Origin of the sequence: Rheinheimera soli (assembly GCF_021290985.1) — a bacterium.
In the GTDB taxonomy this organism is placed as follows: Bacteria; Pseudomonadota; Gammaproteobacteria; order Enterobacterales; family Alteromonadaceae; genus Pararheinheimera; species Pararheinheimera soli.
Map to the genome: position 1 here is coordinate 1 of NZ_JAJOYU010000025.1, position 12,976 is coordinate 12,976.

Annotated in this window: 11 protein-coding genes and 4 pseudogenes; 10 read left to right on the forward strand and 5 right to left on the reverse strand. The window is 57.1% G+C overall.

Annotation, left to right across the window (positions count from 1 at the left end):
• Together LSG37_RS15665 and LSG37_RS15670 are read right to left on the reverse strand one after the other, a co-directional pair.
• Positions 1-752: acetyl-CoA carboxylase biotin carboxylase subunit family protein (locus tag LSG37_RS15665; RefSeq protein WP_436286424.1), on the reverse strand; the 752-nt coding region annotated here is incomplete at its 3' end.
• A 5-nt stretch (positions 753-757) separates the two neighbouring features.
• On the reverse strand, positions 758-1,972 hold the full coding sequence (locus tag LSG37_RS15670) for a TolC family protein (protein ID WP_233080753.1): 1,215 nt from the start codon (positions 1,970-1,972) through the stop codon (positions 758-760).
• 228 nt (positions 1,973-2,200) lie between these two features.
• Between LSG37_RS15670 and LSG37_RS15675 the strand changes: the two are divergent.
• The 9 genes and pseudogenes from LSG37_RS15675 to istB form a co-directional block, all read left to right on the forward strand.
• A pseudogene (locus LSG37_RS15675) lies at positions 2,201-2,341 on the forward strand (Tn3 family transposase); the annotation flags it as partial.
• Between the two features lie 51 nt (positions 2,342-2,392).
• Positions 2,393-4,075, forward strand: a complete 1,683-nt coding sequence (locus tag LSG37_RS15680) for a putative bifunctional diguanylate cyclase/phosphodiesterase (protein ID WP_233080755.1) — start codon at positions 2,393-2,395, stop codon at positions 4,073-4,075.
• Between the two features lie 10 nt (positions 4,076-4,085).
• Positions 4,086-5,732, forward strand: coding sequence for a methyl-accepting chemotaxis protein (locus tag LSG37_RS15685; protein ID WP_233080756.1), 1,647 nt, complete (start codon positions 4,086-4,088; stop codon positions 5,730-5,732).
• A gap of 54 nt (positions 5,733-5,786) precedes the next feature.
• The gene (locus LSG37_RS15690; protein ID WP_076097507.1) at positions 5,787-6,671 is read left to right on the forward strand and encodes a universal stress protein; all 885 of its coding nucleotides are present in this window, start codon (positions 5,787-5,789) and stop codon (positions 6,669-6,671) included.
• Positions 6,672-6,687: 16 nt separating this feature from the next.
• Entirely contained in the window at positions 6,688-7,311 is a 624-nt protein-coding gene (locus LSG37_RS15695; protein ID WP_076097505.1) for a CBS domain-containing protein, read from the forward strand.
• Positions 7,312-7,458: 147 nt separating this feature from the next.
• On the forward strand, positions 7,459-7,881 hold the full coding sequence (locus tag LSG37_RS15700) for a hypothetical protein (protein WP_139326378.1): 423 nt from the start codon (positions 7,459-7,461) through the stop codon (positions 7,879-7,881).
• 46 nt (positions 7,882-7,927) lie between these two features.
• Positions 7,928-8,740 carry a universal stress protein gene (locus tag LSG37_RS15705; RefSeq protein ID WP_233080757.1) on the forward strand — a complete coding sequence of 271 codons (813 nt, stop codon included), beginning with the start codon at positions 7,928-7,930 and terminating at the stop codon, positions 8,738-8,740.
• Positions 8,741-8,802: 62 nt separating this feature from the next.
• Positions 8,803-9,837: pseudogene (istA, locus tag LSG37_RS15710) on the forward strand (IS21 family transposase).
• Positions 9,834-10,607: an IS21-like element helper ATPase IstB gene (gene istB, locus LSG37_RS15720; protein WP_233080760.1), complete on the forward strand. Its 774-nt coding sequence runs from the start codon at positions 9,834-9,836 to the stop codon at positions 10,605-10,607. Before istA ends, istB begins: the two are co-directional and overlap by 4 nt.
• Positions 10,608-10,832: 225 nt before the next feature.
• Here the strand turns inward: istB and bioD are convergent, their stop codons facing one another.
• The 3 genes and pseudogenes from bioD to LSG37_RS15735 all read right to left on the reverse strand — a co-directional run.
• Positions 10,833-11,504: a dethiobiotin synthase gene (gene bioD, locus LSG37_RS15725; protein ID WP_076097499.1), complete on the reverse strand. Its 672-nt coding sequence runs from the start codon at positions 11,502-11,504 to the stop codon at positions 10,833-10,835.
• Between the two features lie 52 nt (positions 11,505-11,556).
• Positions 11,557-11,868 (reverse strand): P-II family nitrogen regulator, encoded by a 312-nt coding sequence (locus LSG37_RS15730; protein WP_233080761.1) that lies wholly within the window; start codon positions 11,866-11,868, stop codon positions 11,557-11,559.
• Positions 11,865-12,146: pseudogene (locus LSG37_RS15735) on the reverse strand (sodium-dependent bicarbonate transport family permease); the annotation flags it as partial. The pseudogene LSG37_RS15735 and the gene LSG37_RS15730, both read right to left, overlap by 4 nt.
• A gap of 4 nt (positions 12,147-12,150) precedes the next feature.
• Here LSG37_RS15735 and LSG37_RS15740 point away from each other — a divergent pair.
• A pseudogene (locus LSG37_RS15740) lies at positions 12,151-12,957 on the forward strand (Tn3 family transposase); the annotation flags it as partial.
• Positions 12,958-12,976 lie beyond the last annotated feature (19 nt).

A 12,976-nucleotide genomic window follows, 5' to 3' on the forward strand; every position in this document is an offset into this window, starting at 1 on the left:
TGGTCCGATACCTTTTCTCCGGGGTTCACAAACCGGTTAGTAACTTCACCGTCCGACAACGCCTTAATACTGTAATTTTTTAATGTCGCTGCGTTTTGTACCGTGGCCACAACCTGCCCCGCTTTGACCTTATCGCCAATTCGCACCGCCACACTTTGCACGACGCCCGGATAGACCGCACTGAGCCTGCTTTGCTGCTCAGGGATCACCGATACCACACCAAACAAATGCGCTTGAGTGCGAATACGACCTGAAGTCACAGGCTCGCTGATTAAACCGGACTCTTTTGCCACATCCGCTTCAAGTTCAGTACGTCCCTCGTAGGACTCAAAGTGCCAGGTATGATTTTGGCCTTTGGCACTGAATGCCACTTCCACTTCAAATGAATGCGGCTCTGCGACAGGCTCCTGACTGACCAACATCTCACCACGTGGGCGCAAAGTCAGCACATCCCGACGACCTCCCAAACGCTCCAGGGTCAGTCCGGCCTGATAAGTCTCGGGAGCCAGAGGCTCTCCATTATCAGATGCAAATAAACGAAACTCTGGTTTGCCACCGTTTTCACTGAGGACCACTTCCAGTGTCAGCGAGCCTTTTTCCAGTAAATGCCCGCCATTGGGACCTTTTTTCTCTTCGGTTTGCGCGTGTTCGTCAGCATGATCATGCTCTTCGCTGGCTTGTAACGGGCCACAAAACCCGGTGAATGCCGTCAATAGTAAAGCCGTTGATATAAAACGGATGTAATGGTTCATTCTTGTTATTCCTTCATGCGGGATGGTAATGCAGCAGGTCCGTTGACCACTAAAGGCATTCCCACCAGACGTTCGAGTTCGACTAACTGACGGTGAAACTGGGCCTGAGCGTCAATTATGTTGCGTTTGGCATTGAGCAAATCTTCATGGGCAGAGAGCAAATCCGTCATATCAAATATGCCGGTCTCATACCCTTTGAGTGTGCTTTGCACGACCGACTCCGCCGCCGGAAGAATGGCCTGTTGCTGATCATGAATTTGCTCTGAAAGCAGGGTTAATTGCTGATATAACCGGCCCGTTGAGAGCTGCAATTGCTGACGACTTAGCTTTAACTGATGCGCCGATCGCTCTGAAGTCACCCTCGCGGCCTCAATCTCACCGGCATTGGGGTTTGAAAGTGCCAAAGGCATGCTGACACTGAGCACAAACGCATTCTCATTCAGTTGCTCGTTACGGCGCACCCCAGCCCCGACAGTAAGGTCGGTTTGGCCATTGGCGATCGCCAGATTTTGCAGCGTGCCCGCCAAACGCTCCTGTGTCAGATAGAACCCAAGTTGCGGTGAGCTATCAAGTGCTGCCAACATCTCATTGAGGGATGGCAGCATCGGCAACACTGCCAACTGCCCCTGCACCGTATCGAAATCCGGTTCATTGGACCAATTGGCGGCTAACTGGCGTACTGCAACCTGCAGTTCGGCTTTGATCGCTTTTAAATCCATCTGGCTTTTGAGCACCCGACTTTTCAGCCGCAATACATCAGCGTCAGTGACCAGTCCTGCCCGTGACCGCTCTGTAGCAACCTGCAGTGCGTTTTGTTCCATCACCAGGCGTTCAGCGGTCCAGCTGCGCACCGTCTGCAATTCCAACACATCCAGATAGTCGGTCATGGTTTTGGCCAGAACATCCACCCGGTCGAGTTCGTATTGCGCCTGTGTCAGTGCTTTACCCAGACTTGCGCTCTCCAAACGGCGCTGACGCTTGTCGCCAAGTTCAATAAGCTGACTCAATGTCAGCGTGAGCTCTGCGCTTTTAACACCACTGAGGCTGCCATTTCCAAGGACGTTCTCCACAGAAACACCAAGCTCAGGGTTTGGTTTAAGACCAGCTTGTAGGGTTTTAGCTTCATCAATCCGAAGCTGATAAGGATAAAGTTGCAGCTGTGGACTGCTCGTTAAAGTTCTTTCTAACGCTGTAGTGATCGCAAGCTCTTGCGCCGTCACCGAAAAAGATGCGACACACAGGGGACGTCTCAGAAAACGGAAAATAAAGCACGTTAAGCCCATTGCAGACGCTAGATATTGACGAGTACGTCGGGTTTTCTCTTGTTTGAGTTGCCTCTTGTGGTAAGATAGTAATCAATTACTATCTTACAAGGAGTGCTCGTGGACACCCATCCAAAGCATCTGCCGGCCGATGAACGTCGTGCCGTAACTGTCGAGTCCGTCGTGGCGCTGGACGACACGTTGCTGCAATATCTGTCACCGCTGGGGTGGGAGCATATCAACCTGACCGGCGATTACCTATGGCGCAGCAGTGCCAAGGTCGGTGCGGGGAAGTTCAGGCCATTGCGACCGCTGCCACCGGCTTAGCGTGCTTTATTTTCCGTTTTCTGAGACGACCCCTCAAAGGAGATACGAGACATGATTGCTGAGCATTTTCCGCACAAAGCCAAAGACATTCCATACGAGTCATTGTTTCAGGCCGCCAACGACATCATGCTGCTGGCCGACGCGAACAACACCATCGTTGAAGCCAACGAATGTGCCGTCAATACCTACGGCTGGCCGCGCCAGGAACTGCTTGGGAGGCCAATCGACAGTCTGCGCTCGCCGCGCGGGCGCTTTGATTTTCCGGTGGACATGGAAAATCTGCGCCTTCGTGGCCAGCAGTTTTTCGAGACCGAGCATCAAACCGCCGACGGCCGCCGCTTTCCCGTCGAAGTCAGCGCATCCCTGATTGACGATACGCGCGGGGGGCTCCTGCTCAAAATTGTGCGCGACATCAGTGAGCGCAAGGCATTTGAGGCGCAAATCCATGAACTGGCCTATTTTGATCCGGTGACCCGGCTTGCCAATCGCCAGCTTTTTGTCGACCGTCTGACGCAGGCGATAGCCTTGTCACGTCGCGACGGCTTGCCGCTGACCTTGTTACTGATCGGCTTTCCAGATTTACGGCGCTATGCCTTTCTTGAGGAAGGGGCAAAAAACCTCTCTAAGGAAGCGGCCAAACGCCTTCTGGATAGCATCCGCGCCGAGGATTCCGTGGGCCGTATCAGCGATGGTGAGTTCGCCCTGCTCCTGCACGCCGACGCTCGTGGTGCTGAACGGGTTGCCACACAGATTCTGGCGCGCTTCGCTGACCCCTTCCCGTTTGGCGACAAGGAAGTGATCGTCGAGTGCGACATCGGCATTGCCTGTTATCCGGACGATGGTCGGAGCTCCGAGGATCTGCTGAGCGCCGCCCTTGTCGCCTTGCTGCCAGCCCTGTCCGAAAAGGGCAGTACCTACAATTTTCACACGCCCTGCCTGGGCCGTTCCGCTCACCGACGCCTTGAAATCGAAACGCATCTGCGGCGCGCCCTGACGCAAGGCGAACTGTTCTTGCACTATCAGCCGCAAATCGACGTCGTTACCGGCCGCATGGTTTCTGTCGAAGCGTTGATGCGCTGGCAACACCCTGTCTGGGGTTGGGTGTCGCCGGCTGAATTCATTCCGGCTGCCGAGGATTGCGGACTGATCGACTCACTGGGGAACTGGGCGCTGGAAACTGCGCTGGGTGACGCTTCCCTATGGCGTGACCAGGGTGTGGATTTGCGGGTGGCAGTCAACCTGTCGGCCATCCAGTTGCGCGACCCCCATCTGCTCGTCCGGATCCGGCGTTGCCTCGACAGACACGGATTGGCGGCCTCGGCATTGGAGATTGAGGTAACCGAAAGCACGGCCATGCGTGATGTTATCGACGCCCTAACTCATCTGCATGATTTCACCGATGCTGGCATTCATCTGGCAATCGATGATTTCGGCACGGGCTATTCATCGCTCGCCAGCCTGAAAAACATTCGTGTCGGGCTACTGAAGCTTGATGCATCTTTTGTCAGCGGCTTGCCGGAAGATGCCGAGAATGCCGCCATTGCCGCGGCCATCATCCGCATGGCCGACGCCCTGGGAGCACGTACCCTGGCTGAAGGCGTCGAGACCCGGGAACAATTCGACTGGCTTCGGGCGCAAGGCTGCCATCTGGCCCAAGGCTGGCTGTTCGCCCGGGCCCTGCCGGCGGTAGAAATCCCGGCACTGTTCCACCGCAACTTTTTAACTTCCCTATAGGTTAGTCACCATGTCATTTCACTCCATCAGTGCCCGTCTGGCTGCTTTTACTGTCTTTGCCGGGTTGTTGCTCGTCACCATTGCAGCCGTTGGTCTGCTGGGCGGAAAAAAGGCTGTCGATGCGCTTAATTCAGTTTATGAGGATCGAACTGTACCGCTGGTTGATCTCTTTCGCCTGGCCGAACTGCGCGCCGCCAACGAGAAGGAAATCCTGCTGATCCTGCAGCGCGACCCCCGTTCCCCCTTGTCCGGCGCGCACGGCCAGCCATTGAGTGAGCATTTCGCCAATTTCGAACGCCGTAGCGCCGAGATCAACGCGCTCTGGAACAAATATATGGCAACCAACCTGAGCGAGGAGGAAAAGCGCCTTGCAACCGATTTCGCCAGCAAGCGCTCGGCGTGGATTGAGCGGGTGCGCCCCCTGTTCGAGCGCACCAAGGCGGAAGATTACGCTCCGGAAGTATCCCGGGCCTTGCTCGCCGCCACACTGGATGAAGGCAAGGCGGTCAGAGAGGCGCTTGATGCCCTGGCGATCTATCAGGCAAAGACCGCGAAAGCCCTTTTCGAGGAAGAGCAACGCGATTTCCGCACCGATCTGATCGTTTTGGCTTTGGTGGGTCTGGGCGGCCTTCTCGGCCTCGGGGTCTACGCCTGGTGGCTGGCGCGCACGATCACCCATCCCATCAACCAAGCGGTGAGCGTGGCTGAGGCGATCGCCAACGGTGAGCTCAACCGTCCGGTTCCCACCGGTGGACGTGATGAAGCCGGGAGCTTGCTGGCTGCATTCGCGCTGATGCAGGACAGTCTGCGCACCATGGTCAGTGCCTCGCAGCGCAGCGCCGACGATCTGGCCTGCGCGGCCATTGAAATGTCTACTGCCGCCCAGGCTTCGGCCGCGGCCACCACCGCACAAAGCGAAGCCGCCTCGGGGATGGCTGCCGCCGTCGAGGAAATGTCGGTTTCCATCGATCAGGTGCGCGATCATGCCCGCGAGGCCCGTCATGTGGCAGCCAGTGCCGGCGAGGCCTCACGCACCGGTGGCGCGGTGGTGCATTCGACCAGCAACGAAATGCGACAGGTGGCAACGGCGGTCAACGACGCGGCGCATTCGATTCGCGAACTGGAAAATTACTCCCGGGAAATTTCGGCCATCGTTGATGTGATCCGTGATGTTGCCGATCAGACCAATCTGTTGGCGCTGAATGCCGCCATCGAGGCGGCTCGGGCTGGTGAGCAGGGACGTGGTTTTGCCGTCGTTGCCGACGAGGTGAGAAAACTCGCCGAACGCACCTCGAAATCGACCCAGTCGATCGCCAGCGTCATCGAAAAGGTGCAGTCCGGTGCCCGCCACGCGGCACAGGAAATGGAAAGTGGCGTCAATCGCGTCGGCACCGGGGTGGATCTCGCGCAACAGGCAGGAGATTCGATCATCGGCATTCAGGACGGTGCAAACCGGGTGGCAACGACCGTCGACGATATTGGCAGTGCCCTCGACGAACAGTCGGTGGCCGCCCAGGAAATTGCCCAGGGCGTTGAACGGATCGCCCACATGGCCGAGGAGAACAGCGTTCGTGCCCGGCAAACCTCAGTCGCTGCCGAGCGACTCAAATCGCTGGCCAGCGATTTGAAGGGTTCCGTCGCCCGTTTTCGTGTCTGAGCCACTGAGACGCCGACAAGGATTATCCAGACGATCGTTCAAGGGAGATTGAAGATGAAAGCCAGCCAATCGATTCTCGTGGCCACCGATTTCTCGGCGCCAGCCACTCTCGCTGTCGAACGTGCTGCCCGGCTGGCGAGGGAATGGCAGTGCCCGCTCAATCTCCTGCATGTCTTCAACCCATTCGCCTGGGAACATGCAGGACATCTGCTGCCGGACCTGCTCATTCGACACAACCCGAAGGTGCGCAGCGAGACGATGCTGAACCGACTTGCCGACGACATGGCCGTCCGCAACGCATTGTCACGAGTCGGCCGCCAGCTGGTGGTCGGGCGTGCCTCTGCCGTCATCGCCGATCACGCCGTCGTTAGTGGCGCCAGTCTGATCGTCATTGGCATTCGTGGCGAGGGCATCGTTCACGAACTGGCCCTGGGCGGCACCGCCGTCAAGGTGTTGCGCCGCAGCCCGTGCCCGGTGCTGGTGGTTCGCCAGAAACCCGTTCCGCCGTACCGGCGGATCGCCATCGCGACGGATTTTTCGGCAACGGCGACGCGGGCGCTGCGTGCCGCCCTGGCGATATTTCCGGAAGCACAACACATCGCGATTCATGCCAGTCGTGCGCCGTACGAGGGGCGGATGCGTCTGGCCGGTGCCTCGCCCGAGGATGTCGAGCGTTACCGCAGCGATGAACTGGCCGCAGCCGGACAGGACATGGACGCCTATCTGGCGGATGCGGACTATGAAGCTGCCGGTGGAATATCCCGCGTCATTGGTCACGGCTACCCGGCGGCTGTGCTGCTCGACGAATTGCGCCGAGCCCCCTGCGATCTGCTGGTGCTCGGCCGGCACGGTCAATCGGTGCTCGATGAGCAACTGCTCGGCAGCATCACCCTGAATCTCCTGCACCACGCGCCGTGCGACGTGCTGCTGGTTCCTTGATATTCGGGAGAGCGGAATGTTTTCCATCTACGGCATGACAGGCCAGGTATTCAGCGGCACGCTGGAGGCGATGAACCGTGTCTATCCGCTGGCGCGAGCCCGCAATACCCGAGGCGTAGCCCAGGAGGGCGATGAAATAGGTGTCGAGAACATGGCGACGCCATTGCAACGGGAGGCCGTCCGTGCCTATCGGAGAATGCTGCCCGACGACCTGGAGCGTGGTCCGCTGATTCATGCGGCCCAGATCATGAGCCATCCGGTCACGGTGCTCAACCAAAAAAACGCGGTTGCCGACGCTTGGCGCGTCTTCCAGCGTTGTGGAATCCACCAGGCACCGGTTCTGGACGACGCGCACCGGCTGATCGGGATGGTCAATGAGCGGGACTTGCTGACCGTCATCGATATCGACGGTGAACATGTTCTCGAAAATCTGCAACGGCGGGTGAGTGATGTCATGACCTCGCCGGTCGTGGCTTCCGTACCCGTGACCGACATTCGACGCATCGCTGCGGCGATGCTCGAAGGTGGCTTGAGTGCCGTTCCCATCGTCAATGAAAGCGAAATCATTGTCGGCATCGTTTCCCGTACCGATGTCTTGCGCGCGGTCATGACCGATCCGCCCCTCAGTCTGTGGCGTTGAAATACACCGGACGATTAGGACCCCCCTCATGGCGCCCCGCATTGTTCGCTATTTGACGAGCTATCGGTAAGTACACTTCGCGTTTATTCAGGATGCTATCGGACTTATCCTTGTCTCGAATGTCAATGAATCGAGAGAGGAATGATCATGATGACCCTGCAAGCCCGTGAATGGACGAAAGGCGCCCATCGGTTGCGTCACTATCCGGCCGACAGTACCCGCGCCAGGGCGCGCCTTGCCGTGTTGGCCATCATCGCCGGCGGCAACACCGACATCCGTACGTTCGACGCCCTGGAGCAACACGGTGAATTCCGCACGCTCGACCTCGAGCGCGAAGATTTCTTGCGCGCCCTGTTTGACCTGTGCTGCGATCTCCTTCGGACATCGGAGGGGAGGAATGGCAGAATATTTCCCGAAACACTTGATGCCCTGATGGATGAAATCCACAGCCAGCATGCGCGGCGCACCTTGTGCTGTCTCATGATCGAAAACATGCGGGCTGATCATGGCAGTGCCTTGGCCGGAAAACTCCGCCTCGGCGATGCCAGCCAGGATTGGCCTGCGCGTTAGGCACAGGGGTTTTACGAGATGTTCATCACACCATCGGAGATTCACCATGAATCCTGAATCCTTGCACGTATTGATTGCCTTCGATGGTTCGCCTTCCTCAATGGCTGCGGCTCGCAGCTGGTCGACATGGAGTTCCGCCCAGATTGCGCTCACAGCAACCTTGCTCACGGTTACTGACGGGGCCATGGAGAAAGAGGGAATTGCTCCTGTCTGTCACCCGCTGGCTGACGCGGTGAGTACCGCTCAGGAATGGTTTGCGCGCAGCGGGGTGAAAATGGAATACGTTGTCGTGGATGGCGGAACCCCGGCGACGAGGATCATCAACGAAGCCCAACATCGTCAGGCCGACCTGATCGCGATGGGAACTCGCGGCCTGTCACCGCTGCGCGGATTGCTGCTCGGGTCCATTGCGGCCGAAGTTGCCAGAGGCAGTCCGATCCCCATCTGGCTGATGGGGCCGCATGCGGCGATACCGGCCACACTCGGCCGGCGTCTCCGGCTACTGATCGCCGTTGATGGGTCGGCACATGCTGCCCATGCGGCAGCCTGGGCGGGGCGCATGGCGGCGCGTCTGGGCGAAGCATCGCTCGAACTGTTCAGCGTGCAGCCTGCCTTCTCTCCTTTCGAGGGCATGCTCGATGCCGCAGCAGGTGATTTTCGTCACTGGGGCCTGGGCGTTGGCGAAGCCGCCATCGCCGCCGCTCGGCATGCCATGGGGGATGTCGGCCATCAGGCGACTGGCGCCGTGGCAACCGGAGACGCGGTTTCCATGATCCTGGCGCAGGCTGAAGAGAGCGGAGCCGATGTCATCGTTGTCGCACCGCAAGGCGTCAACGTGTTACCAACAATGCAAAACTGATCCACTCCAACAATTGAAATCTGATCCACTTGTTTTCACTATGGTGCCTTTTCGGAGGCACTTTGATCACAAAAGAAGAACTCATGAAAATTCAGATTTTGCATCAGCAAGGCCTTTCACAACGTGCTATCGCCAAACAACTGGGCATATCACGTAACACGGTGAAGCGTTATCTTCGCGCCAAAATAGATATCCCAGCCTATTCGACTCGGACAAAAGGCAATTCGCTGCTTAACCCCTATAAGTCCTTTTTACATTCACGTATTGCACAGGCGAAGCCCGTTAATCTGTCTGGTGAAGTACTGTTCCGCGAACTCAAAGAGCTCGGTTATACCGGCAGCTTGTCTTTGTTACGTCAGTACTTGTACCAGTACCGAGGCAAACCTGTGCCAGAGCCTGTCGTTCGGTTTGAAACCGAAGTCGGTAAGCAAATGCAGGTCGATTGGGGACAAATGCAAGGAGGGAAAGAGCCCATTCATGCATTTATCGCGGTGTTAGGATATAGCCGGGCGATGATGGTGGTATTTACCGATAACATGCGTTACGCCACCCTAGAGCAGTGTCATCGCCTGACTTTTGATTACTTCCAGGGCATTCCCCGTGAAGTTTGGTACGACAATATGAAAACCGTCGTCATTGAGCGTGATGCGTATGGTGAAGGTGAGCATAAGCTCCATCAGGCGTTTTACCAGTTTGCCAAAAGCATGGGATTTATCCCAAAACTGTGCCACACCTACCGGCCTCAGACCAAAGGCAAGGTCGAACGGATGGTTCGTTATGTACGGGACAACTTCTTCCGCCCCCTTCAAACCAAACTGATGGCACAGGGTCAGGCGCTGGATATCAACACAGCCAATGAACAGGTCGCCTTATGGCTTGAAACCGTGGCGCATCAACGTATCCATGACACTACCAAATAAAAGCCAGCGCAGCGGCTGGTGGAGGAACGTAAAGCCCTGCAGGCGTTGCCACCCCGATTATTACCCGTGGCTTCTACGTTGCCAGAACACAGTTCGTTGTCGTCGTTAAGTGTGTTAAATCAGCAACCGTTGCATCATGACCTGAGTATCTATGACCAACTGATGGAGGTCATATGAACCTGCAATTATCACGTCTTAGCGAACTTACTTCAGCGTTACAGCTGCCTGGCATTGATGCCAATGCCTGCGATTTAGCTCAGCAAGCAGCAAAAGAAGAATGGGACTATCTGACCTTCCTTGAACAGGTTCTCCAGTGTGAAAAACGCTCTCGCCACCAGCGAAAGCAGCATATATTTACGCGAATGGCAGGCTTCCCAGCACTAAAAACATTGGAGGAATTTGATTATGCCTTCGCCTCTGGGGTACCCAAAAAGCAAGTCACGGAATTAGCCTCGCTGTCATTCATTGAGCGACAAGAAAACGTAGTCATGCTTGGGCCATCGGGAGTAGGCAAAACCCATATTGCAGTAGCACTGGGCTACAAAGCGGTTCAGGCTGGTATCAAAACCCGTTTTATAAGTGCATCTGATTTAATCCTGCAGCTGGCGACAGCACAGCGGCAGGACAACTATAAGCAAGTGATGCAGCGCTCAGTCGTAGCGCCCAGGCTACTTATTATTGATGAAATCGGCTATCTGCCATTTAGCGCACATGAGGCAAAATTATTGTTTGACGTGATTGCCAAACGATATGAAAAAGGCTCAGTGATCCTGACCAGTAACTTGCCATTCGGTCAGTGGGGACAGGTGTTTGCTAACGATACAGCACTTACTTCAGCCATGTTAGATCGGGTATTACATCACTCTCATATCTTACAAATTAAAGGAGAAAGCTATCGGATCAAAGAAAAGAAACAAGCCGGATTAATGGAGAAACCCAAGGAATAGTGGATCACTTTTTAATTGTTGCTGTGGATCACTTTTAGACTGTTGTTGACACAACGCGCTGGAGCAGGCAGCCCTTGGCAGCGTGTCGCAATCACTGTTGCTCTCGGCACGCTGTCCGATACTGCTCGTTCCGCGCCACTTGACTATTGATGACGCGGATTAAGGTCGTAACCGGAATTACGCCTTGGCCAAGATGACAGCGCTTGGCTTTCGCAAAACGAATGTTCAGCTAACCCATTTCTGAACCCACAATGCAAGTTGCGGATTGGGTGGGTTGTTATAGGTCTGATGAATCACTGGGGCCGACAGCCAGCGTTGCAGATCGGTATGGTTATCGAGGAAGGGGTTGTCTGGTTGGGCAACCTGATTCAGCACTACGCCCATCAGGGGCAGTCCGCGCATCTGGATGGCCTCGATGGCCAGCAAGCTCTGATTGACCGCACCCAGACGATCGGCTACTACCAGCAGAACGGGCATGCCCATGCCGGCAGCCAGATCGGCATTCAGTGCGCCGTGGGCGATCGGTGAATAGAAGCCGCCGGCACCTTCAACCAGCAGAAAGTCATCGTCGCCGACCCCATTCAGACAGGCAGCATGCAGATCCCCAATCTCAAGCGGCCGATTGGCCAGCCTGGCCGCCCACTCCGGAGAAACCGGCGGCTCATAGCGATATGGACAGACAGCCTCCAGCGCATCCATGGCGCCAGCTGCCGCGTTTAGCCGAACCGCATCCGAAGGTTGGAGAATGTCGCTTCCAGCCAGCTTCTCGCATCCGGTTTCGACGGGTTTGCGCACGCGCACACGTTGCCCGTTCTCCCGAAGCGCTTTTGCAACCTGGATGCCGATGGTGGTCTTGCCAACTCCGGTGTCCGTTCCGGTGATGAAAATGCCGCGCATTGATGTCTCTTTGCACCTCGGCCGCACCGATGGGGCGACCTGATTGTTGCCTTCAGAATTTGCCGGGCCGCAGCACTTCGACCTCGGAAAGGCACGCCACCATGGCGTAATTCGAGTAGTACCGTTCCTGCAAGTGCGCCAGCAGCGTTTCCGCCTGGGGGCGGGCACAGATGATCTCGATTCGAATGTTCTTTGATTCATCCCAGGTGGCGTCCCGCACCCCGCGGCTTCCTTTGCCGCGCGCGTCGCAGATGGTGTAGCCGCGAATCCCCAGTCGATCAATATCCTTGATCAGGACGTGCTCGAGGGTCGCTTCTGTAAACACGGTGAGCAGCGTGCGTTTTTCGGTCTGTATGGGGATCACGGCGTCGCTCCTGTCAGTTGGGTGGCCATCCAGTGATAAAGCGGGATTCCGGCCAGAATATTGAAGGGGAAAGTCACGCCCAGTGAACCGGCCAGAGACACGGCGGGATTCGCCTCAGGCACGGCGATCCGCATGGCGGCCGGGACGGCGATGTAGGACGCCGAAGCCGCCAGGGTGGCCAGCATCGTCATCCCGCCGACCGAGAACCCGAGCATCATGCCGGTGCCGAGGCCAAGACAAGCCGACAGCAGCGGCATGGCCAAGCCAAAAGCGATCAGGGACAAGGTGGTCAACGTCGGCTTGCGCGACTCGACCTATGTGCTCGATGGCCTGCTGTACCACGAGTCTGACTTGCGTATCGAGGAACACTACACCGACACGGCGGGCTTCACCGATCATGTGTTCGGCCTGATGCACTTTCTGGGATTCCGGTTCGCGCCGCGCATCCGCGACCTGGGCGACACCAAGCTGTTCATTCCCAAGGGCGATACTGCCTACGATGCACTCAAGCCGATGATTAGCAGCGACAGGCTGAACATCAAGGCTATTCGCGCTCATTGGGATGAAATCCTACGGCTGGCCACTTCGATCAAGCAGGGCACGGTGACGGCCTCGCTGATGCTGCGCAAGCTCGGCAGCTATCCGCGCCAAAACGGCTTGGCCGTCGCCCTGCGCGAGCTGGGGCGCATCGAGCGCACGCTGTTCATTCTGGATTGGCTGCAAAGCGTGGAGCTGCGCCGCCGCGTCCATGCGGGGCTGAATAAGGGCGAGGCGCGCAACGCGCTGGCCAGGGCGGTCTTCTTCTACCGATTGGGTGAAATCCGCGACCGCAGTTTTGAGCAGCAGCGCTACCGGGCCAGCGGCCTCAATCTGGTGACGGCGGCCATCGTGTTGTGGAACACGGTCTATCTGGAGCGTGCCACCAGTGCTTTGCGTGCCCACGGCAAGGCGCTGGACGACACGTTGCTGCAATATCTGTCACCGCTGGGGTGGGAGCATATCAACCTGACCGGCGATTACCTATGGCGCAGCAGTGCCAAGGTCGGTGCGGGGAAGTTCAGGCCATTGCGACCGCTGCCACCGGCTTAGCGTGCTTTATTTTCCGTTT